The organism is Streptomyces sp. NPDC059169 (assembly GCF_042755225.1).
Lineage (GTDB): Bacteria > Actinomycetota > Actinomycetes > Streptomycetales > Streptomycetaceae > Streptomyces.
Genome location: NZ_JBHZCF010000017.1, coordinates 120,116 through 141,689 on the forward strand (window position 1 = coordinate 120,116; position 21,574 = coordinate 141,689).

Consider the following 21,574-nt stretch of genomic DNA (forward strand, 5'->3'; position numbering starts at 1 on the left):
AGCGTCCGCAATGGCTAACCGGCGACGACTGTGAAAAAACGGCTGTCCGATCACCGGAGGCGGTGATAGACATCCGGCGTGGAACAGAATCTCGAGTTTCCTGACCTGCTGCGACTGCTCGATGAACGGTCGACCGCCTTCCGCGCCGCGGTCGCCGCCGCGCCCAGTCTCGACGCACAGGTCCCGACCTGCCCCAGCTGGACGCTGTTCGATCTGGTGAAGCACCTGGGTGGGGGAGACCGTTTCTGGGCCGCCATCGTCGGCACGGGGCCTGCCGACGCTCCCCCGGCCGAGGCCACCGCTGCGCGCGCCGCTCTGGAAGTATCGCGGGAGCGTGAGGTCCTGCTGGCCTGGCTCGCCGCCTCGACGCGGCTTCTGCTGAGCGCCCTGCGCGAGGCAGGACCGGACGTCGGCTGCTGGGCGTGGTGGAGTGCCCTGCAGACGCCGCGGACCTCCGGCGGTGTCGCCCGGCACCGGGTCCAGGAGAGCGCGGTGCACATCTACGACGCCCAGCTCGCCGCGGGCGCCCCGCAGCCGCTGCCGGCCGATGTCGCCCTCGACGGTGTCGAGGAGTTCCTGTTCACCTGCGTCGCGACGCCCAGCGCCTGGCCGCACAAGCCCACAGCCTTCGACTTCCACACCGCCGAGGGGCGCTCCTGGCGCCTCACGGTCGACGGCGACGGCGCACGCTCCACCCGCATCCCCGCGCCCACTGCCGCGACCGGCGAGGACTCGGACGCAGCCGGCGTCTCCATCCACGGCACGGCCAGTGAGTTGGTCCTCTACTTGTACGACCGTATCCCTGCCGACTCCTTGCACGTTGACGGAGACGCAGGGCTACTCGACCTGCTCCGCGCCTGGGAGCCGGAGGAGTAGGACCCCAGTGGGGGCGGTTGGCCGAGCCTCCACCGGCTCGACCCTCTTGTAGGGGCAGCCCACCACGGTCCACGTTCGCGGCCCCTGGTGCACGCAAGGGCAGGACGGCATTGCCGCAGCAAGGTCCGAGTCCTCCGCGATTTCGAGATCGAGATGGCAGCGGCCCATTCCGCTGCCCGCGCCGGTGACCTCGCCGTCGAACGCGAACGTCGTCTCCAGATCCTCCTCGACCTCGTCACGGTCGATCGGCAGCCCCACGAACACGATCTCGACGAATGCCCCGATCCTCCCTCTCAACCCGGCTGACCATAGCGGTCACAGCAGAGCACACCGCGATGCCGACGAGACGCGTGCCAGATCGTGCGGGGAACCACGAGGAATCACGGGCACCAGGCCGGCGTCCAAACAGGCTCCGTCGGCGCTCCGTTGCAGGTAAGTGCACCAACTGCCGCAGCGAAAGCCCAGCTTCCCAAGCTCAGGTCTCCGCGGTCATGGTTCGTCAGTCCAGCCAGACGGGCATCGCGTCGCCCTCCCTGGCAGCAGGATCTCTCGCGTCATTCCACGGGGCTCGCGCAGGAGACGGATCCGCTCGCCGGTCGTCGGCCCGTCGGGGATGTCCGCAGTCGGTGCCCCTTCTCTGTTCCGTTTCGGTCAGGGTACGGGCGCAGTCCCCAGCGAGGGAATGTCGTTTGAGTGCGCGAGCAGCCCGGGAACGACGAAAGCGCCCCCTGTCCGGCCCGAAGGCCAGACAGGGGGCCCTCTCACACGTACTGACGTCACTGCGGGTCCAACCCTGCCGACAACAGCCCACGCCGTTCCGGGGACGGAGACGGAGCCGACGTGCCTCCCTCCGGCGGACCCGCGCATCCGGACCGTCCACCGGCGGCCGCCACGCCAGCCAGACGGCATTCCCCGGCGCACCGGGGCGTCTGGGACCGATGCGATGAGGATGAGGCCGACGACACCCGCGCCGTCGGGGCGCTGCCCCGTTCGGTGTGCCGGGTCGAGGTGTCAGCCGAAGCAGTTCGGGACCTCGTTGGCGCTACCCTCGCAGTTGGTGGGAACGTTGTCGACGATCTTGATCTTGCCGTGGGTGGTCACCGTGCCGTTGTTGTCGATACCGCCTGCCTCCTCGTCGGAGGTGTTGTCGGTGACCTTCACGTCGGTGAGAGTGACCTCGTCGTCGTTCTCGATGTAGATGCCGCCGCCGGATGTGCCGTCACCGGGGGCCTGGTTGCCGCTGATCTTCGTGCGGCGGATGGCCACCTCCTCGCCGAAGTCGAGGTTGGTGTAGATGCCGCCGCCATAGCCGTCGGTGATCGTGTTGTCGTAGATCTTGCTGTCCTCGACCACCGTGGAGCCCCAGAGAGCGAGACCGCCGCCTTGGCGGGAGCCGGTGTTGTAGGCGATGGTGCTCTTACGGATGTCGAGTCCGCCGTTGTAGTGGTAGAGGGCGCCGCCGTAGTAGGCGTAGTTGTACTTGAAGGCGCTCTTCTCGACGTCTACGTGGCCACTGTTCACGTAGATGGCACCGGCGTATTCGTCGGATGCGGAGTTGTAGCTGAACAGACTCTTGCCGACCGTGGCGGTGCCGCTGCCGTTGTAGATGGTGCCGCCGTACCCGTCGGAGAGATTGCCGGTGAACCTGGTGGTGGAGACCTCCAGTCTGCCGCCTTCGTTATTGATGGCGCCGCCGTCGTAGCCGGAGTTCTTGCTGATGGTGCTGTTGCTGATCTTGACGATGCCTTCGCTGTAGATGGCACCGCCGTCGCCGAAGGCGATGTTCCCGACCGTGTTGTTGTGGAGGGTGGTGTGGTCCAGGTCGAGGCGACCGGCCGCCTCGACGTAGATCGCACCACCGTCTTCGACTCCGTTCGCCTTGGCGCGGGTGAGGGTGAGGTGGCGCAGTTTCAGGTTGCCGCCGGCTGCGACGCGGAAGATGCGGAACATGTCGGCGTTGGCGGCGCGGGCGATGGTGGAACCGTTGCCGTGGATGGTGATGGGCTGGACGATCTCGGGGAGGCCGTTGCCGTCCTGGTTGGCGGTGAGGGTGTAGGTGCATTTCTCCGCCAGTGTCAGCGTCCCCCCGCCGTCACTGTTCGCCCGGGTGATCGCCCCGATCAGGTCATTGGGGTCGCAGTCGACGAACGTCGCCTTGCTTCCGGCCCCGCGGGAGTCGCCGTGTTCGTCCTGCCCCTGACGGCTTGCCCCGTCCTCGTGGCCGCCCTGTTCGTCGCCGCTGCCGCCCCATCCGGGATCTCCGGCCTGCTCGGCCGAGGAGTTCCCGTCTCTGTCGCCGTCGTCGCTCCCTCCACGAGGGGCAGCCGCCCTGTCCGGGACGGACGGGGTGATGCCCTTGCCGTCCGCGACCGCGGAGGCGTTCATCGCCTGCGCCTTCCCGACATCCGTGACAGCGGCCAGGGTTGCCGTGCCGGCAATCGTCGCGAAACCAGCGGCCGTGATCACCGCCACCCTCCCGTGCCGGCTCAGTGTCGCCGACCGTGCGTCATCACATCCACCCGCACCCCGAGATCCGAACATCGACACGCACTCCTTCTTGCTGATGCACCACCAGGCCACACCACGACAGAGAGACCGAAGCCAACAAAGCACACCATATGAATATCCTTAAGACCGGACAATTCGCCACGCAGGGGAGTGTCGCTTCCCTCGAAGGGCCTCATCTACTGATGGCTCATCAGGACGGCACGCGAGCCTCTTGGCGTAGCCGTAGTGCTCCATCGCCTCGATGACGGTCTCGTGGGCTTGCACCGGCGTCGCCAGAGCCAGGTCCGGTTGCCCATCCGGTTGACAGCCGCGGGCTCCCGACCCCTGGAGCGGATCAATCGGCAGCGGCTCGCGCGGCGGTGGTCGCCAGGGTGGCGTAGTGCATCGTGAAGGCGCCGCCCACGGCGTCGATGGCGGTGCCGACGTCGCCCAAGACCTCTTCCAGCTCGGCACGCGGGAGGCGGGTCAAGGCACCCTGGGTGGGAAGCTGGTCCAACCATTCGTCCCGTGTATAGGTCCGGTTCCAGTCGAGGCGCCACCGCTCGGGGTCGGCGAAGGCGCGCGTCTCCTGAATGCCGTGGGCAGCCTTGGCGCACAGGCTTGCGTAACCCTCCACAGCCGGCGTCTCCCACTGGCGGGCGGCGAGAGAGCCGGGCAGGAGGCGGTGGTAGATCTCGGCGAAGGCTTCGGCGATGTCAGATTGTGGCTGCCCGGCGTTCCAGAACAGGGCGAGCAGACCGTCGGGGCGCAGGGCCTGGGCCGCCTTGGCCGCCCCGGCCGCCGGGTCGATCCAGTGCCAGGCCTGCCCGGAGACGACGACGTCGAACGTGCGCCGGGCCGTCTCCCATTCCTCGAACCTGGCCACCTCGACTTCGAGTCCGCGTTGGCGCGCGAGTCCCGCCATCCGAACATCCGCGTCGACGCCCAACACCCGGGCGCCGGCGGCTTCGAACTGCCGGGCCACGATTCCGGTACCGCAGCCGACGTCGAGAACGTCGGGACCGGGACAGGCGGCGATGATCCGGTCCACCAGGGCTTGGGGGTAGTGGGGCCGGGCACGGTCGTAGCGCTCGGCCCGCGACCCGAACGACTCTGCCGTCCGACGGTCGTCATGTGACGTGGGTACGGAGCGGGGCGATCGGTTCACCGGTAAAGTGGGCATGTGCCCACACTAAGTGGGCACATGCCCACTCGTCAATGTTCGACGAGTCCGCCAACGGAACGGGGAGATGCGCGGTGCCCACGGGAGTAGCCCTCAGCGACGTGCGTGACCAACTCTTCGACGCGGCCGAGCGCGTCCTTCTCCGGGACGGACCGAGCGCTTTGACCAGCCGTGCGGTCACCTCGGAGGCCGATGTCGCCAAAGGCGTCCTCCATCGCCACTTCGCCGACTTCGACGCCTTCCTCGCCGAACTCGTCCTGGACCGCACCGCCCGTATCAGCGCCCAGGCCGCCGCCCTTCGCGACTCCGCCGGAACCGGCACCGTCGCCGACAACCTCACCCAGGCACTGACCGACCTCTTCCAGACCGTGGCCACGGCCATCGTCAGCCTCGTCACCTCCCGGGATGCCCTGCGCTCCCGGCTGCGCCAGGCCATGCCCGCAGGAGTCCCCGTCCTGACCGAAACCGCGACCGCTCTCACCGCGTACCTCGATGCAGAGCGTGATCTCGGCCGCCTCGCGGCGAACGCCGACACCAACACCCTCGCGCCGACGCTCATCGGAGCGGTGCACATGCTGTTCGCCGACCGCCAAGGAACACCACCGGAGTCAGAAACGGTCCACAAGGTCGTGAGCGCGGTCATCGCCGGCGCAGCGCAGGAACCGCCACGCTGAACTCCGCGGTTCGGATGGCGGCCCGCTTCAGGGCAGGACGGGCGGCCCACCTGCTGTTCGCCGTCGAGGCCCTGCTGTCCCACCAGGCAGTGCGCGGACCTCACCCGGCGCATCCCACGGGAACACCGCTCCCGCCACAGCCCGTGACGTCCCGCCGCCAGGTACCAGAGGTTGTCAACGCCCCTTCAGGGAAGGCCGGTGTCGGAAGCGACCGTACGCTCGTCGCCGGTGCAGGTCCGGCGCTTCGCCGCGTCACGGCGCGGGCCGCACCTCCAGGACCGCGCGCCGGACGACCCCGTGGTTGGAGGGGCGCAGTTCGGACTCGCCCCAGGAGATGACGGTCACGTTGTCACCGACGCGTGTTCTGCCGGGCCGGAGCACGGAGAGCTTCGTGCTGAAGGCGACTCCGCCCCCAGCCGCCCGACGGTAGGCGGCGGGGGTGCGCAGCGGTTCGGGGTCGGTCTCCCCCGACTCCCGTTCGACCACGGTGAGGGCGCAGCACGAGCGCGGGAGCTCCGTCAGCGGACGACGTCGAACACGTTCTTCTGCAGGCCGTTCGCATACACGTCGTGCTCGACCAGCTTCAGCTTCTGCGCGTCCTTGTCCGTGGAGCTGAACAGTCGCTTTCCCGCACCGAGCAGGACCGGGAAGACGAGCAGGTGGTAACGGTCGATGTGGCCCGCGTCCGAAAGCGCTTGGTTCAGGGCGGCGCTGCCATGGACGATGATCGGACCGCCCTCGGTTTCCTTCAGCGCGGCGACCTCGTCTAGCGAGCGCAGGATCGTAGTCTCACCCCAGTTCGCCACCAGGTCGTCCTCACCGAGGGTGGTCGAGACGACGTACTTCGGCATCTCCTTGTAGTCGGCGAAGTCCGCCATGTCAGGCCACACCGGGCTGAACGCCTCGTAGCTGGTCCGGCCCATCAACATCGCGGTGGCTTCCTGCTGCTCACGGCCCTTGATGTCGAACGCCTCGGGAAGGAACTCGATGTCCTTGAAGGTCCACCCGGCGTTCCGGTAACCGGGCTCGCCGCCCGGGGCCTCCACGACTCCGTCGAGCGAGATGAAGGCGGTGCTGATCAGAGTGCGCATCGTGGTTCCTCGGTGTCTCGTGTCAGGTTCCAGCAGTCTCCGTCGGCGCAGGTGTCACCGCACGCGCGGTTGCAGCGCACCAACCGTGATCTCTGACTGTCGATCATGAAGGAACTCATCGGTCGACGCGCGCCCATGTGGCAGATCCGGCAATCAGGACCGGCGCCACGTCGTTCACGCGCGGCGCGCCCGACGTCATCCGTGCCTTCGGGCTTCGTGGGAGGACGCGGCCGTGGTGCCGCGGGGCGGCAGCCCTAGCGGCCGTCCGAGAAGTTGTGCACCCCCCACCAGCCCGAGTCGTCGTGGTAGAGACCGACTCCCACTTCGGTGAACTCCCGGCTGGTCTGCGCCTTGTAGTGCCCAGGGCTGTGGCGCCACATGGACTGGAACTTCTCCGCAGCCTGCTGTGCGGTCATCGACTCGTCGCTCCACCACACGATGTTCTCGCCTATCCAGGTGCGCGATCCGGTCACCAGGTATCCCGTGTCCCCGCTGCTCGAGTGACCGAAGCCGGAGGTACGCATGTGCTTGGCCCACCCGCGCGCGAAGTCGCTCAGATCGGCCTTGAGCTGCAGGGGAGGCAGACCGACGGTGGCGCGTTCGGCGTTGAGCAGCTTGAGCGACATGGCCTCGGCGTCGCTGACGGACTGGCTGGACGACCGAGGACCGGGCACCTTCGGGTCCGGGCCCACCGGACCGGTCCCGGGCGCCTTGGTGGACGCGGAGGGGCGGGGCGCCTTCGACGGCCTGGTACTGCTGGGCGCGGGCGTGTGCGCCCGGGCGGAAGGAGAGGTCTTGGAGGGCACCGGCGACGCAGAGGAGTGTGTGGCCGACGGGGAAGCCGAGCTGGGCACACCGGTCGGGACGGCGTCGGGCTGTTGCGTGGTGGCGCTCTCGACGAGCGGGGCCTCGGTCGACGGCGCGGCCGCAACGTCCGTGCTGCCGGATTTGCCGCCCGAGTCGTTCAGTGCGAACGCCCCCACGGCAGCGGCGGCGACCAGCACGGCACCGGACACGACCACGCCCATGCGCTTCGCGCCGCTCCTCCTGCGGCCCCGCCGGCCGCCAGTGGCACGTGTCCCGGCCCGACGACGGTCAATGCGGGAAGCTTCCCGTTCCGTCTTCTGTGCAGGGTCTCCGATCGGCTCATGGCCTTGCTCGTACATGTGGTGCTCCGCTGTCGTCCAGGCTGCCGGTCGGTCCGGCACTCAGGGAGACCCGTCAGGACGACGGCCATAACACTTCTTGCATCCGAACCTGGTTCGACGGTCCTGCCGGAACCGGGTGCGCGTTCCGTGCTCACCGGACCCGCGGCACGGTCGGTGGGCACGTCCGACGTACACCGGGGCAGTCCCGCGGTCGCCCCTGCTCGGGGGCTGCCCGGCAGTAGCGGCCCGAGGGGGCCGCGGCGTCCTCCACCGCCACCGGGAGGTCGGCCCGCCGGGCTGCCTGCGGCACGGCTCCGCGTCCGTCCGCCCCGGTGGAACGTCAGCGCTCGGGCTCCAGCGGGAGTCCAGGAGACCTGCAGACGGGGCAACGACGCCGGCCGGCGTGACCGGGGTCCTCCCGGTGGCGCGAACGTGCGGGGTGTCGGCGGTGAGGGGTACGGCTGTGGCCGTGGGGCCCGAGGCATTCCGGGACTTCTTCGGAGCCGTACCGACGGCTGTCGCGGTGGTGACGACGGTGGATCATGACGACAATCCGCTCGGATTCACCTGCGGCGCTTTGTGCCCGGTGTCCCTCGATCCGCCCCTGCTGCCGGTGTCCGTGGACGAACGGTCGCGCACGCTGCCCGCCGTGCTCGATTCTGGGATCTTCGCGCTGCGCCTGCTGGCCGCCGGGGGCGGTGAGGAACTGGCTCGCGGCGCCCGCCGACCAGGCCGGTTAGGCGAACCGCACCTGTCGTCACGAGGTCGTCGCGAGCCCTACGACCACCCGTGTCGGGACGCGGGGAACGGACCAATGGGGCTACGGGCGGACCTCGTTCACGCGAACTCCCACCGCGCCGCCTTCGCTGGCGCCGGCGCTTCGCCGACCCCCCCGGGGGGGCCGCGCGCCAAGGCCACCGGCACGGTACGGACTTGTCCCGCGCCGTGCCCGTCCCACCCGGCCCCGCGCCGTCAGGAGCCTGCGGTGGCCTTGCCCGGCTCCAGGTCGCCGATCACCCCGATGCGAAAGCCCAGCCACGGGTAGGTGTGCTTGTAGAACACGTTGTCCTGGGGCTGCAGTCCGACCGCGGAGGGCCACATCTGGAAGGCCTCCGCATTGGACACCCCGCCGTGCAGCCTGCGCCAGACCCGTCCCTCGCCCTGGCCCGCCGGTGGCGGGGTGATGGTGTCCGTCCACTCGACGGCGTTGCCCCCCTGATCGAGGGTGCCCCACGGCGAGCGGGTCCTCGCACCGCCGACCGCGCTGAGGCTGCCCTGGTACACCCGTTGGTACGTGGTGGGGTCCAGACCGATCGGGTTGACGGTGGCGCAGGTCGTGGGCGGCACCTGCCCCGGGCACCAGCTCGGCGCCGGTAGGCCGGAGTCGTGGAACGACGCGAGGGGCTGCGTCGCCGCGTTGGTGACCGCGCCGGTGACGGGGTCGAGGACGGTGGGCGCAGGGGCGGTCGCGTCGCCGTCGCCGAACACGCCGGCGTTGGTCGGGTACTTCCAGTACGAGTACGTACCGCCGCCGCTCGGGTCGTAGTAGGCCGCCTTCACCCACTCGTTCTGGCTCGGCACCACGAATCCGGACGTCCGGCTGCGGGTGGCGTCGCGCCGCCGGGCCAGGTCGTACATCCCGCGCTCCGTCCACGCCGACAGCCGGACCCGGTACGTGACGTAACGGAAGCGTCCCTCGGTGCGGGTCGACTTGCCGAGAAGCCGGCCGTTGTACAGGGAGTTGGCGAAGCGCGCGGCGCCCAAGAAGTCCGCGAAGCCGTAGGGCTTGTCCGCCCACTGCGGATACGCCACCGCGTAGTGGTGCCCGTCCCGCGCGCGGCGGGAGAAGTCGACCGGCCCGTACTTCGGCCAGGCCGTCGGGCCCTGCGTGTCGTCGTAGAGGCCGAAGCGGTCCCGCCCCTCGGGATCGACCGTGTTCAGGAACGCCACCCACTGCGCCACCGTGATCTCGAGCTGTCCGATCTCGTACGGGTAGCCGACCCCACCGATCTCGAGGCAGCCCTGAGGGCTCACCGGAGCCTCGGTGCACGACGGGTAGACCGCGTCCTCGAAGGGGACGACCGCCACGGACGGATTCCCCGGTGCGCCGACTGTGGCGGTCGTCACCGTGATGACGGCTCCCGCCCGGGAACTGCCGCCCCCGGGCCCGCCCGGTGTCGCGGCGGCGCCGTTCGCGACGGACGGGGCGAGCAGTGCGGTGACCCCGCAGGCTGCTGCCGCTGCGAACCTGCACAGGCGCGTGCGACTGGATACGGGGCGCATGGGCATGGCCTTTCCTCTGGCGTTCTCCCGACCCCGCAACCGTCGTACTCCAGGGTGCACGGACCGGGCACCCGGCGCCTCCGGGCACGAGAATGAACCCGCAGGGCGGACCGTCGGGAGCCGTTCGGAGTACCCGGTCGGGCGGGCAGGCGGGGCGAGGGCGCGGAGGTCCGGCCCCGCTCGTCAGTTCCCGCAGGTCAGTTTCATCTGCGCCGCCGCGTGGTGGGCACCCAGGCGAGCGGCGTTCCCCCAGTCGAGACCACGGTTGAGGAGTTCTACGGCGAAGGTCCGGTCGCCCTTGACCGGATAGCTGCTGACGGGGACCAGTTCGCCGCGGTGAGCGGTCTGCCGGACCCCGAAGCCCGTGTAGCCGGAGGTCTGGTCGGTCGGGTCGGCCAGTACCTGGTAGAACGTCGGGTCGCCCGCCGCGTCGCCCGCCCGGTTGGTCCGGGGGACGAACACCGCCAGGGAGCACCTCCGGTAGTCCCGGTCGAGGTCCCAGCTCCAGACCACCGTCCCGCCGCGGTCCTTGGTGGCACTGCCCGACATGGGAACCGCGGTGAAACTCCCGTCGCACGCCCCCTCCCGGCTACCTCCGGAGGGGACCGTGTACCAGGCCGCCGTGCCGTTCTCGAACCGTCCCCGTTCGCGGTAGTGACCTGTTGGACATCCCGGCCCCGCCCACTGTACGAAGCCCGTGCCCGAAGGCGTCGACGGGCCGTCCGACGGTGCGTCGCGACCCTCGCCCTCAGCGCCGCCCGGCAACGACGTCGGGCCCAGCCGGGTCGGTACGCCCAGGCCCTCGATGTCGTTCGACTCCTGCGCCGCGGGGTCCCGTTCGTCGTCCGGACCGCCGAGCAGTGCAGCCGCCGCGACGACGCAGCCCAGGACGACCACGGTCCCTGCCGCGATCAGCCCTGTGCGCAGACGGACGAACAAGGAGCCCGCGCCGGTGGCCGTTCGGCGTGCGGCCCAGGGCGTGTCAGGACTTCGCTCGCCCTCGACCACGTATCCGCAGTCGGGACACCTCACGCCCGGCAGGGGGTCGTGCCCCGCACTGCCGCACCTTTCGCACGCCATAGCAGCTCACTATGCAGGAACCTCGTGCGTCACGGGGTGAGAACGCTCTCAATTGCTCCTGCACACACGGTGCGTCATGTCGTGCAGTCCGCCCGGATCTGTGCCGCGGCATGGTGCGCGGCGTAGCGGTCCCGGTATCCCCACCCCCGACCACGGTCTACCAGACGGATCGTCAGATATCCCCGCATGACGGAAAGTTGACGCACGACCGCGACGCCGCCGCGCATCGCGCGCTGGTCGATCTCGAAGGCCGCCACGACGCTCGTGGAGTCGTCGGGCGCCGCGAGGACGTGGTACCGCGTCGGATGACCCGCGACGTCCTCCTCCCGGTAGCTCCGGGGGATGCTCACAGCCACGGAGCACGTCCGGTAGCCGGTGCCCGGGTGCCAGGTCCAGGTGACCGCACCACCGCGGTCCCGGTCGGCGGCACCGGACATCGGGACCGCGAGGAAGCGCCCGTCGCACGTGTCCCCCCGGTGGCCGCCCGACCGGACTTCGTACCATCCACGCCGCCCGTCCACGAAACGCCCGTGCGTGCGCACCCCGTTGGCGCAGCCCGGACCCGCCCACTGGCTGAACGCGGGCAGGCGCGGCGGGGGCTCGGGCGCGCGCGCCCGGGACGGCTTCGCCGTGGGACTCGGCGTACGGGCGGGTTCCTGCGACGGTCCGGCCACGGGCGTACCGGCGACCGGGGGCGCGCTCGGCGACGGCGGCTCCTGCTGTACGGAGGTCGGTCCGACCCGGTCCGGCATGCCACCGATACCCCCCGGCACGCCGGGCCCGATGTCGTCCGACACGGAACGCGTGTCGGCACCGGGAGCGGTGGTGCGGTCGCTGCTCGCGAGGAGCGTGGCACTCAGCATCAGGACGCACAGAGAGAGCACGGCTCCCGCCCCCACGAGCATGCCCCGCTCGAAGAAGGGCTCCCTCGCCGCTCCACGCGACGCTGCGGCGTCCCCGGTGCAGGTGTCCGCCACCATGCCCGGCAGCGCACCCCGGTGCGTTCCGCCGCATCTCTCGCACGTCATGGCGGTCACTATGCAGTCGGCCCGGTATCCGCCGGTAGGCGTCGGCCGGTCTCAACGCGGTATCGATCCGCGACCCCGTGCTGGGTCGTGCCCCAGGGCAAGTCCCCACGGCGTCGCGCCGGGTGGCGCCCCGCCCGGCGACGGAGGGCGGCCCCGTGCGCGTCGACTCCCCGCTCGTCATCGGCACCTTCGCCGCACGGGCGCGGCTCTCGCCCACGGCCGTGCGTGCGCACGTCCGGATCGGCCGTCGCCCCCCGGCTTGCGTCGCCGAGGAACCGGCCACTGCTCGTACCACGCGGTGAGGCGGTGCTCCGGCCGGGCGGGAGTGCCGTGTTCGCCGGAGCAGGGAGCGAACCCGGGAGCGAACATCGTCCCGGGCGCGCCCCGCGGCCGGCATGTGTCCGCGGGCCCGGGGCTCCTGCGCCGCGCGGCGTCCGTGTGTTCCCCGGGCCGGTGCTCGGACGACCGCGCCGAGGGCGGGGTGGTGCGACCTTCCGTGCGACGGCACACGGCACCCCGCGCGGGCCTACGGCGCCGAGCGGAGCTCCTCGGGGCACGGCGTCCCGCGCGGCAGTTGGTAGGGCGCGGCCAACCGGTACACCCCCGGGCGCGGGGCGAGCAGTTCCGTCCACTCGTCGCCCTCCGCGTCCGGCTCCGCCTTGAGCAGACAGCCGGACACGTTCAGGTACGCCTTCGGCTCCTCGCCCCTCAGCTTCGACGCCTCGGTCTCCTCGGGCTGCTGCACGCTGCGGCCGTTCTCGTCGACGAGGCCGAGCCACGGGGAGTACGGGATGCGGATGAGCACCCGTCCGGCCTGCTTCACGTGGATCGTGAGCTCGCCCGCGCCAGCACGGTTCACCGTGGCGGGCGGAGCGGCCAGCGGCATCGGGTCCCGGACGGCGAAGAGCTGCCAGTTCTCGTCCGACCAGACCCGCTTCAGGTAAGGCTGGCCGCGCTCCACCAGCTTGGCCTCCTGCCCGCCGCCCGTGTCCGGTACGCCCTTCGGCAGCACCACGAAGTGCACCGCCCAGCGGTCAAGCCACTCGCGGTAGTTGGTCGCGTTGAGGGTGTCGTCGTAGAAGAGCGGGTTGCGCTCCATGTCCGCCTGGCGGTTCCAGCCGCGGGCGAGGTTGACGTACGGCGCGAGCGCGGAGGCTTCCCGGTGGCTGCTGGCCGGGACGACCTCCACACGGCCCTTCTCCGCGCCGACCTCCTGCAACTCGTTCACCAGAGGGGCCAGCTCACGCGTCCAGGACGCGGCCGGAGCGGTGCGGAGGATGTCGTTGACGCTGTTGACGGCGATCCAGACGTTGAGCCCGCCGAAAGCGAGGACGAGCGCGTACCAACGGCGCGTGCGCGGTGCCGCGTACGGCAGCGCCGCCAGCAGCACCACTCCGGCGAACAACATCGCGAGCCGCGAGACGTTCGATCCGATCTGCGAGTCCACGAGGAAGGTGAGCAGGGTGCCGCAGGCGTAGACCGCGGCCGCCGTGCGGATCGTACGCCAGCCGGTCGGCACCAGCACGAAGACGAGTACCCCGAACAGGAACGGCAACGAGGTCGACCCGAGCGACATCGGCTGCGTACCGGAGAACGGGAACAGCCACGCCGACAGGGCCACGACCACCACCGGGGCGACGCCGAGGGCGTAGGCACCGGGTCGGCGTCCGTTCAGGAACAGTGCCGCCGCGACCACGCCGAGGAACAGCCCGGCCACCGGGCTCGAGGCCGTCGCGAGGGCGGCGAGCGGGGCGGCCGCGGCGGCCTTGGCCCAGCGCCTGTAGCGCCACCGGTGGGGCCAGCAGAACACCGCCGCGACGGCTCCCAGCGCGAACATCATCCCCAGGCCGAAGGTGACCCGTCCCGACAGCGCGTTGCACAGGAACGCGAACACACCGGCGAGCGCGCAGGCCAGCGGATTGCGGACGGCACGGACCCGGGTGAGGATCAGCGCGGTCAGCGCGGCGGACATCGTGCCGACGACCATCATCGTCGTCCGCACGCCCAGCAGGGACATCAGGTACGGGGACACCACGCTGTACGAGACGGGGTGCATGCCGCCGTACCAGGCGAGGTTGTACGCGGAGTCGGGGTGGCGGCCGACGAACTCCGCCCACGCGTCCTGCGCGGCGATGTCCCCTCCGCTGTTGGCGCAGAAGAAGAACCAGAAGACGTGCAGGGTCGCGGCGAGGCCGGTGGCGACCAGGACGGGTCGCGGCGCCAGCCGGGCCCTGACGGAGGAGGCCGCGCGCCACGCGGAGGATGTCGGGCGGGACGGAGGCAGCCCTATTCGCGGCCCCGTCGCGGCACCGGTCCCGTCCGCGTGCGCCGGCTCGGCAGTGGTCACTGCAGCTCCCGTGTTCCCTTCCCGCCATCGGGGACGCCGGACCGGCGTTCCCGGTTCGCCCCGGGTTCCCGGGACGCTAGCTGGACCAGATGCGGCGGGCGGGGGCACGATCATCATGCCCCCGCACGGCCGCACGGTCTCAGCCCAGACGGGTCAGCTTCGCGCCGAACCCGGGCTCCACCAGCTCGTCCTGCAGGGCCACCGGAACCGTCACCTGACTGGCGCCCTCACCGACCGTCAGCGAGCCGACGACCGCACCCGCCTTCGCCCCGTGCGGCAGCGCCTTGCCACCGTTCGTCAGCTTCAGCTTTACGGTGAGGCCCGACCATCCCACCGCCGCCACGTCCTTGGTGGCGACGACCGGGACCGAACCGCCGAGGCCGTCGTCGACCGTGCCGACGACTTGTCCCTTCTTGACGACGGTCGCCGACTTCAGGGCGTCCTGGGTGGCGATCATCAGTTCCTTGCTCGCATTGATCGCGGTGCCGAGGATCGGGGTGTCGTACTGGGCCAGCACGGCGCCGACGATCAGCTGGTCCGTGTCGCCGACCATCTTGTGAGCCGCGAAGAGCAGGTTGCCGCCCGCCTTCGTGGTGCTGCCGGTCTTGATGCCGAGCGATCCGTTGAACGGAACCAGGTCGTTCCAGTTCCGCCACTTCGTACCGGTCGGGTCCACCCAGTGGGGCAGCCTGGTGATGTCCATCAGGGCCTTGATCTCCACCAGCTCCAGACCCAGCTTCACTTGGTCCTCGGCGGTGCTCACCGTCGTCGCGTTCAGCCCCGACGGGTCGGTGTACGTCGTGTTCTTCATGCCGAGGTCCTTGGCGGTGGCGTTCATCTTCTCGACGAACGCCTCCTCGGAGCCCGCGTCCCAGCGGGCCAGCAGGCGCGCGATGTTGTTCGCGGACGGGATCATGATGGCCGAGAGCGCGTCCTTCAGGCTGATCTTGTCGCCCTTCTTGACGGTGTTGAGCGTCGACTCGTTGTCCGTCTTGTCGAGCTGCCCCTCGGCCTCGGCCTTGGCGTCGATCTCGATCATCGGGCCGTTCTCGCCCGGCTTGAGCGGGTGCTCCTTGAGGATCACGTACGCCGTCATCGACTTGGTCACGCTCGCGATGGGCACCGGCTTCTGCTCGCCGGAGGAGCCCAACGTCCCGAGGCCCGACGCAGCCATGTAGGACTGCCCCTTGGCGGGCCAGGGCAGCTGCGGGGCCGAGCCCTCGAAGGAGTACGTCGGCTTGGCCGTCAGGTTCAGGACCGGGTCCGGAAGCGGACGCACGGCCTGTACGACCGCAAAGACGATCAAGAGGAGGACGGCCAGCGGCGTCCAGATCTTGACACGGCGTACCGCAGTGCGAACCGGGGTCTGCGGCGGGGGCGGGGTGTTCGTGAGCTCCGCGAGCAGATCGAGCGGCGGCTTGGGCGGCAGCGGCTGCTGCCTGGTGCGCTCGGGCTCGTCGAGCGACGCGGGCGCCTCGGGCGCGTCCGAGGCCGCGGGCCGGGCTGCGGCGGACCCGGACACGGCGGGCCGGGCTGCGGCGGACCCGGACGCGGCGGGCGACGGGGGCGCGGGCTTGGCCGGACGCACGTCGTCGCGCCGCAGCGGCACGAAGGTACTGGTCCGTTCCGCGTCCGACTCGGGTGCGGCGCCGGGCTTGCCGGCCGGCGCGGACGTCGGTTCGGCCGGGGATGGTGCGGTGATCTTGAGTGCGGTGGTGGGCTGGTCCACGGCGGGACGCGGCAGCTTGGTGAAGACGGCGGTCGACTGGTCGACGGGCTCGGCCCGGCCCGACGGGCCGTCCTTCCGCCCGGTCCCGCCCGGCGCGGACCGCTCCGGCTCGGGCTCGTCCTCCTCCGCCCCCTGGTCCTCCGCCTCCTGGTCCTGCCCGGCCTGTGTGGGCACGGTCGCGTCCTGCCTGGACGCGGCCCAGCTCGGCACCTTGCCCTTGGGCTCGTCGCCGGGGGCGCCGTCCGCGGCCCCCTCGGCCCGCGGACCGGCGGCGGTCGCCGCTGCCTTCCCTCCGGCCCGGCCGGTCTCCTCGACCGTCCCGTCCGTCCCCCGCTCGGGCCCGCCCCCCGACTCGGGCTCGGGTGTGCCCTCGTCGGAAACAGGTCCGCCGTCCGGGCCGTCCGAGCCCGTGCCCTCCGACTCCCGCGGCGCGGATGCGGACGGGGACGAAGACCCCCGAGCCGCAGCCGACTCCTGCCCCGGCGTCGAATCCTGGTGCCCTTCCGGCTCCGCGGGAACGTCCTCCGCGGACTCTGCGGGCACCGCCTCGTCGCCGGACACGTCCGCGCCGGCGTCAGGCCCTGTGCCCCCCGGCCCCTCGGCAGAACCGTCGGAAGCGCCTTCGCCGGCCTCCGGGGCGGCACCGGAGGAAGCTTCCTGCTCCACGTCACCGGACGCCCCGGTAACGGCTCCCCCGGTCGCGCCGTCGTCGCCCTTGCCTCCCGTCGAGACCCACGCCGCGACCGCCGCGCGGAGCCGTGCGTCCCGGTCCGCGCCGTCGTCCGAGGCTCCGCGGTCCGAGGCTCCGCGGTCCGAGGCTCCGCAGTCCGAGGCACCGGCTGCGGGACGGGAACCAGAACCGGAGTCCGGAGCGGAAGCAGAACCGGACGCGGAACCGGACCCGGTCTCCCCGGCGTCCTGCCCGTTGTCCGAAGACGACGGCTCCGAGGGGGCACTCTGCGTCCTGAACACCGCCGTGGCCTGATCGACACGGCCCTCGGCGGGTGCCCCCTCCGAACGGGCCACGGCAAGCCGCGGATCACGTTCGCCGGGAGTCGTCGCCCCCGACGACTTCTGCTGCTCCGACTTGTCGGGGGACTCGCCCGCCACCGTGCCTCCTTGCGTCATGCGCCGCTGTCCGAACCATCTACCAGTGTCCTGTGTGACCACGTGGCCGACCTGCTAGACGAGAACGACATACCTACCGGTTCCCGTACGAAGCACCCACGCACTCTCGACAGACCAATGTGAGAGGGGTCACCCTGTCATTCATCCACGCGGGGAGGCATGGATGGGCAGGAGCCGCAGAACACTTCCGGAAGAGCTTCTGTTGCTCGCTCTGGACCCGGCCACGGGTACCACAGCGCAGCCACAGTCGCTCGACCTCGGCCTGGCCGGAGCGCAGCTAGTGGAGCTGGCTCTGGCAGGACGGATAGCCCCAGACGGGGATCGTATCGCCGTGGTGATGCCGCGGCCGACCGGAGATCCGACACTGGACTCCGCACTGGAGCTGCTGCGCAGGCGCGGCAGCCCGGTTCGGGCGGTCCACTGGATCGGCGGGCCCCGGCTGGGGCTGCGCCAGACCTACCTCTCACACCTGGAAAGGTGCGGCATGGTCCATGCCGTGGCCGGCCAGATGTGCGGGGTGCTGCCGACGACTCGCTACCAGGCGACGGACACGGCGATCAGCCGGGAGATCAGGGCCCGGCTGGACAGTGCGATCCGCACCGGAGTACCACCGGACCCGCGGACCGCGGCGCTCGCCGCGCTGGCCCACGCGGTCGGTCTCGGCAAGCACCTCTACCCCGGCAACGAGGGGCGGTCTTCCCGCTCCCGGCTCCGGGACCTGATCAGGCACGACCCCATGGGCGGCCTCGTGGCACACGCCGTGATGGACGTCCAGAACGGTGCGGCCGCGCAGCCGCGCCGCAACTCCGCAGCGCCGGGCCGCCAGTCCGCCGTGCCGGTGCCCACGCGCCGCGGCAGCATGGCACGGGCCGCCGCGCATTGAACGAACGGCACCACAGCAGCACACCGCACCCTCGCACGACGGAACATCCGCACCGCCGGACCGCCGTCGTCCCCAGACCCGGTTCGGGAGCCGCACGGACGCGCGGGGCAGTCTCGACTGCCCCGCGCGTTCACTTTGTTCGCCGCTTTGTGTTCGTGTGTCGCCGTTTCCCAGCGCAGCTCGCGCGATTGGTGGCAGTCTGCTGAGACGTAGATACGCACAGCAACATAGCGGAGGTGCAGTTCCGTGGCGTCCAACGTCAACCCCACCGTCAGGCGCCGCCGATTGGGCCAGGAGTTGCGCCGACTCCGCGAGCTCAAGGGCATGACCGCGGAGGAAGTGGCGGAGCGTCTGCTCGTGTCCCAGTCGAAGATCAGCCGGCTGGAGAACGGACGGCGGTCCATCAGCCAGCGCGATGTGCGCGACCTCTGTGGAGTTTACGAGGTCGAGGACCACCGCGTCGTCGAATCGCTGATGCAGATGGCCAAGGACTCCCGCCAGCAGGGGTGGTGGCACGCCTTCGGCGACATCCCCTACAGCGTCTACATCGGCTTGGAGACGGACGCGGCGAGCCTGCGCGTCTACGAGCCCCAGATCGTGCCCGGCCTGCTCCAGACCCGCGAGTACGCGGAGGCGCTCATCGCCGGTGCACTGCCGGAAACCCCGGTGAGCGACGTGGAGAAGCGGGTCCAGGTCAGGTTGCGCCGGCAGGAGCGCGTCATCTCGCCGGAGAGCCCGCTGCGCCTGTGGGCGGTCGTCGACGAAGCCGCGCTCCGCCGGGTGGTGGGCAACAGGGAGCTGATGCGCGAGCAGCTCGAGTATCTGATCGAGCAGTCGCAGCTGCCGCACGTCACCGTCCAGGTGCTGCCGTTCAGCATGGGCGCCCACCCCGGGATCACCGGTCACTACGCGATCCTGGAATTCCCGGACACCGCCGACTCCAGCGTCGTCTACATCGAGGGCGTCACCAGCGACCTGTACCTGGAGAAGGCGAACGACGTGCACAAGTACACGGTGATGTACGAGCACCTGCGCGCCCAGGCGCTGAGTGCCGACCATACGCGGGAGTTCATCCAGGACGTGGCGAAGGCGTACGCGAAGTAGCACGCTCCGTGCGGGCGTCGCACGAACCTCATCCTGGTCTCCGCGGGGGCGCAAGATACACCTTTGCGCGCTTCTCCTGGAAGGGCCCAGCAGAATATGCCATCCGGTCGAGTGAACGGGCGTACTCATCCGTCGAGGGCTCCAAGTAGCGTCGTGATCACGCCGTCAAGAACGTCGGCGGCTTCACCGAAACACGGAACCGGAGAAAGACATGGCTATTCACCAGGGCACCACGGACACTTGGGTCAAATCCTCGTACTCCGGTGGAAACGGCGCATGTGTCGAGGTCAAGTCCCCCGTCGTTCAGGCGATCGCCGTACGGGACTCCAAAGCCCCCGAAGGGCCTTCCATCACCTTCATCCCCGAGTCGTGGAACGCCTTCGTGCACGGAGTAAGCAAGGGCTCCCTCTAGGTTCCGCACCGGAACCGGCCCCGTAGGGCCGATTCCCGCCAAGCTCACGTGAACGGAGCCCTCTCGACTGGTCCGCCGTCCCGGCCGAGGGGGCTCGGCTCTGCGTACGGCCGCGACGACCGGTCCCGCGACCCCCATCCGTCCCCGCTCGCGAAGCCCGTCCACCACGCCTCCGCCTGCCTCCCCGCGCGCCGGTGCCCTCCCAGCGGCCGGTCGCGGGACGGGGTGTGCGGCGCTCAGCGCAACTCGTCCACGTAGCGATCGGTGCCGGGCACCGTGGGAACGAACGGCGCCACGAGTTCCACCCGTCCCAGCTCCCCCGCATCGAGGTCCGCGAAGTGCTCGTCCCAGCACTCGCGCGGGTCCCGCTCCAGGAACCAGAGCAGTGTCAGCCGGGTGTCGACGCCCTCCACCTGCTTCACGTACGACATCCGCTCCAGCGGCAGCGGGGTCGGACGGAAGATCGCCACCATCGCCGCCGGTGCGGCGACACCCCGCTTCGGGGCGAGCAGCCTCGGCAGGTCCTTCGACCGCAGGCGCTCGAGCAGTTCCTCCCGCTGCCGCGGGCCCTCCGCATCGATCACCTCCAGCACCAGGCCCGCATAGGGGTGGTCCAGCGCGTGGTAGTCGCGCGGCCCCGCCGCCCCGTCCCGGTAGACGGTGCCCGCATGGTCGTGGAAGGCCGTGAAGACGTGCGTCCGGGCCTGGTGGACGCGCCCGTCGCGGTTGAGTCGCTTGTTGATGCCGACGGTCCACTTCATGTGGTCGTCGTAGCGCCCCTCGGTGATCCAGTACGTGGAGACGTAGCAGCCGGCGGTCACCGGCTGGGCGACCGCCGACCCCTGCGGGTACCGCAGCAGTTGCAGATCGCGGGTGGCAACCCAGCGCCGGCCGGCGTAGATCCACGGCATCGCCATGGCGCCCGCGTAGTAGTGGTCGTCCTCGTACCAGCGGTTGTAGGCGTACTCGTGGCCCGGATGCGGTTCGACCATGGTGATCAGGGCGTGGCCGGGGCGCACCCCGTAGGGCCCCACGGCCGCCAGTTCCGCGTACACCTCGCTGCGCGTCTCGTCGCCCACGCCCTCCCCTTCCCAAGCCGATCGGTCGGACCTACCCTGGCGCCCTACTCTGACGCTCCGTCAGATAAACCGCCAGAGCCGGGAGCCGCCGAGATGCTGCTGCAGGGGAAGACCGTCATCGTGTCCGGCGTCGGCGCCGGGCTCGGGCACCAGATCGCCGCGGCCGTCGTACGGGACGGAGGCCGTGCCGTCCTCGGCGCCCGCACCGGGGCGAACCTCGCCAAGACCGCCGCCGAAGTCGACCCGTCCGGAGCGCGCACCGCCCACCGGGCCACCGACATCACCGACGAGGCGCAGTGCACCGCGCTCGCACGGCTCGCCGTCGAACGCTTCGGCGCGATCGACGCGGTCGTCCACGTCGCTGCCTTGGACGGCTACTTCGGCGGTCTGGAGGACGCGGACTTCACCACCTGGCAGCAGGTGATCGACGTCAACCTGCTGGGGACGCTCCGGATGACGCGGGCCTGCCTGCCGGCTCTCAAGGAACGCGGCGGATCGGTCGTCATCATCGGTACGCAGTCGTCAGTGGCCGCGCCGTCCCAGGTGCGCCAGGCCGCCTACGCCGCGTCGAAGGGGGCGCTCACCTCGGCGATGTACTCGCTGGCGCAGGAACTCGGCCCGCACCGGATCAGGGTCAACACGGTCCTTCCCGGCTGGATGTGGGGGCCGCCCGTCCAGGGGTACGTCCAGTTCACCGCGCACACCGAAGGACTCGCCGAGTCCGAGGTGCTCGACCGGCTGACCGAACGGATGGCCCTGCCCGAGCTGGCCACGGACGGGGACGTAGCGGAGGCGGTCGTCTTCCTGGCCTCCGACCGGGCCCGAGCGATCACCGGCCAATCACTCCTGGTCAATGCGGGAGAGCTGATGCGGTGACACCGGCCGGGTCCGGCGGGTGCATCGTCCTGCGAGCGGTCGGCGGCCACGCTTCCTCGTGCACGCGCGGTCACGGCAGCCGGAACCGTGGCCGTCTCCAGCCGATCCCGGCACTCCACGGCTGTCGCTCGTAGGGCACGACGGCCGTCTGCGCCCGGACGTCACC

20 protein-coding genes are annotated in these 21,574 nt (G+C 70.6%); 8 read left to right on the forward strand and 12 right to left on the reverse strand.

Features of this window, described 5'->3' with window-relative positions; all coding sequences use genetic code 11:
• The first annotated feature begins 78 nt into the window (after positions 1–78).
• A complete protein-coding gene (locus tag ACFXOM_RS27825; protein ID WP_384939451.1) occupies positions 79–876 on the forward strand; it encodes a maleylpyruvate isomerase family mycothiol-dependent enzyme in 798 nt (265 codons plus the stop codon).
• Here ACFXOM_RS27825 and ACFXOM_RS27830 read toward each other — a convergent pair.
• From ACFXOM_RS27830 to ACFXOM_RS27840, 3 genes are all read right to left on the reverse strand, one after another.
• Positions 838–1,173 (reverse strand): hypothetical protein, encoded by a 336-nt coding sequence (locus ACFXOM_RS27830; protein WP_384939449.1) that lies wholly within the window; start codon positions 1,171–1,173, stop codon positions 838–840. The two genes, ACFXOM_RS27825 and ACFXOM_RS27830, sit on opposite strands and share 39 nt — an antisense overlap.
• Before the next feature lie 714 nt (positions 1,174–1,887).
• Positions 1,888–3,342 carry a hypothetical protein gene (locus tag ACFXOM_RS27835; RefSeq protein ID WP_384948878.1) on the reverse strand — a complete coding sequence of 485 codons (1,455 nt, stop codon included), beginning with the start codon at positions 3,340–3,342 and terminating at the stop codon, positions 1,888–1,890.
• A gap of 376 nt (positions 3,343–3,718) precedes the next feature.
• On the reverse strand, positions 3,719–4,546 hold the full coding sequence (locus ACFXOM_RS27840; protein WP_384948880.1) for a class I SAM-dependent methyltransferase: 828 nt from the start codon (positions 4,544–4,546) through the stop codon (positions 3,719–3,721).
• A 74-nt stretch (positions 4,547–4,620) separates the two neighbouring features.
• Here ACFXOM_RS27840 and ACFXOM_RS27845 point away from each other — a divergent pair, with 74 nt between their 5' ends.
• A complete protein-coding gene (locus ACFXOM_RS27845; RefSeq protein ID WP_384948882.1) occupies positions 4,621–5,220 on the forward strand; it encodes a TetR/AcrR family transcriptional regulator in 600 nt (199 codons plus the stop codon).
• A gap of 252 nt (positions 5,221–5,472) precedes the next feature.
• Here ACFXOM_RS27845 and ACFXOM_RS27850 read toward each other — a convergent pair whose 3' ends face one another.
• The 3 genes from ACFXOM_RS27850 to ACFXOM_RS27860 all read right to left on the reverse strand — a co-directional run bounded on the left by ACFXOM_RS27850 (position 5,473) and on the right by ACFXOM_RS27860 (position 7,339).
• Positions 5,473–5,706, reverse strand: a complete 234-nt coding sequence (locus tag ACFXOM_RS27850; RefSeq protein ID WP_384939442.1) for a hypothetical protein — start codon at positions 5,704–5,706, stop codon at positions 5,473–5,475.
• Positions 5,707–5,738: 32 nt separating this feature from the next.
• Positions 5,739–6,311 (reverse strand): dihydrofolate reductase family protein, encoded by a 573-nt coding sequence (locus tag ACFXOM_RS27855; RefSeq protein WP_384939440.1) that lies wholly within the window; start codon positions 6,309–6,311, stop codon positions 5,739–5,741.
• A 254-nt stretch (positions 6,312–6,565) separates the two neighbouring features.
• Positions 6,566–7,339 (reverse strand): CAP domain-containing protein, encoded by a 774-nt coding sequence (locus ACFXOM_RS27860; protein WP_384939438.1) that lies wholly within the window; start codon positions 7,337–7,339, stop codon positions 6,566–6,568.
• 589 nt (positions 7,340–7,928) lie between these two features.
• On the opposite strand from ACFXOM_RS27860, the gene ACFXOM_RS27865 reads away from it, so the two are divergent.
• Complete coding sequence (locus tag ACFXOM_RS27865; protein ID WP_385039861.1) at positions 7,929–8,504, forward strand: flavin reductase family protein; 576 nt, start codon at positions 7,929–7,931, stop codon at positions 8,502–8,504.
• On the opposite strand, the gene ACFXOM_RS27870 is transcribed toward ACFXOM_RS27865, so the two are convergent.
• The 3 genes from ACFXOM_RS27870 to ACFXOM_RS27880 form a co-directional block, all read right to left on the reverse strand.
• The gene (locus ACFXOM_RS27870) at positions 8,432–9,742 is read right to left on the reverse strand and encodes a hypothetical protein (protein ID WP_384939436.1); all 1,311 of its coding nucleotides are present in this window, start codon (positions 9,740–9,742) and stop codon (positions 8,432–8,434) included. The two genes, ACFXOM_RS27865 and ACFXOM_RS27870, sit on opposite strands and share 73 nt — an antisense overlap.
• A 183-nt stretch (positions 9,743–9,925) precedes the next feature.
• Positions 9,926–10,822: an adhesin gene (locus tag ACFXOM_RS27875; RefSeq protein ID WP_384948888.1), complete on the reverse strand. Its 897-nt coding sequence runs from the start codon at positions 10,820–10,822 to the stop codon at positions 9,926–9,928.
• Between the two features lie 74 nt (positions 10,823–10,896).
• Positions 10,897–11,850 (reverse strand): adhesin, encoded by a 954-nt coding sequence (locus ACFXOM_RS27880; RefSeq protein ID WP_384939432.1) that lies wholly within the window; start codon positions 11,848–11,850, stop codon positions 10,897–10,899.
• Positions 11,851–12,005: 155 nt separating this feature from the next.
• On the opposite strand from ACFXOM_RS27880, the gene ACFXOM_RS27885 reads away from it, so the two are divergent.
• Positions 12,006–12,152 (forward strand): hypothetical protein, encoded by a 147-nt coding sequence (locus tag ACFXOM_RS27885; RefSeq protein ID WP_385039789.1) that lies wholly within the window; start codon positions 12,006–12,008, stop codon positions 12,150–12,152.
• Between the two features lie 224 nt (positions 12,153–12,376).
• On the opposite strand, the gene ACFXOM_RS27890 is transcribed toward ACFXOM_RS27885, so the two are convergent.
• Complete coding sequence (locus ACFXOM_RS27890; protein ID WP_384948892.1) at positions 12,377–14,197, reverse strand: MFS transporter; 1,821 nt, start codon at positions 14,195–14,197, stop codon at positions 12,377–12,379.
• Between the two features lie 139 nt (positions 14,198–14,336).
• The gene (locus tag ACFXOM_RS27895) at positions 14,337–17,036 is read right to left on the reverse strand and encodes a hypothetical protein (protein WP_385039791.1); all 2,700 of its coding nucleotides are present in this window, start codon (positions 17,034–17,036) and stop codon (positions 14,337–14,339) included.
• Between the two features lie 181 nt (positions 17,037–17,217).
• Between ACFXOM_RS27895 and ACFXOM_RS27900 the strand changes: the two genes are divergently transcribed.
• The 3 genes from ACFXOM_RS27900 to ACFXOM_RS27910 all read left to right on the forward strand — a co-directional run bounded on the left by ACFXOM_RS27900 (position 17,218) and on the right by ACFXOM_RS27910 (position 19,453).
• Positions 17,218–17,937: a GPP34 family phosphoprotein gene (locus ACFXOM_RS27900; protein WP_384939425.1), complete on the forward strand. Its 720-nt coding sequence runs from the start codon at positions 17,218–17,220 to the stop codon at positions 17,935–17,937.
• Positions 17,938–18,183: 246 nt separating this feature from the next.
• Complete coding sequence (locus ACFXOM_RS27905; RefSeq protein ID WP_384939423.1) at positions 18,184–19,041, forward strand: helix-turn-helix domain-containing protein; 858 nt, start codon at positions 18,184–18,186, stop codon at positions 19,039–19,041.
• Positions 19,042–19,252: 211 nt separating this feature from the next.
• The gene (locus tag ACFXOM_RS27910) at positions 19,253–19,453 is read left to right on the forward strand and encodes a DUF397 domain-containing protein (RefSeq protein ID WP_384939421.1); all 201 of its coding nucleotides are present in this window, start codon (positions 19,253–19,255) and stop codon (positions 19,451–19,453) included.
• Between the two features lie 236 nt (positions 19,454–19,689).
• Here ACFXOM_RS27910 and ACFXOM_RS27915 read toward each other — a convergent pair whose 3' ends face one another.
• The gene (locus ACFXOM_RS27915; protein WP_384939419.1) at positions 19,690–20,532 is read right to left on the reverse strand and encodes a hypothetical protein; all 843 of its coding nucleotides are present in this window, start codon (positions 20,530–20,532) and stop codon (positions 19,690–19,692) included.
• A gap of 93 nt (positions 20,533–20,625) precedes the next feature.
• Between ACFXOM_RS27915 and ACFXOM_RS27920 the strand changes: the two genes are divergently transcribed.
• Complete coding sequence (locus ACFXOM_RS27920) at positions 20,626–21,408, forward strand: SDR family oxidoreductase (RefSeq protein ID WP_384939417.1); 783 nt, start codon at positions 20,626–20,628, stop codon at positions 21,406–21,408.
• Positions 21,409–21,574 lie beyond the last annotated feature (166 nt).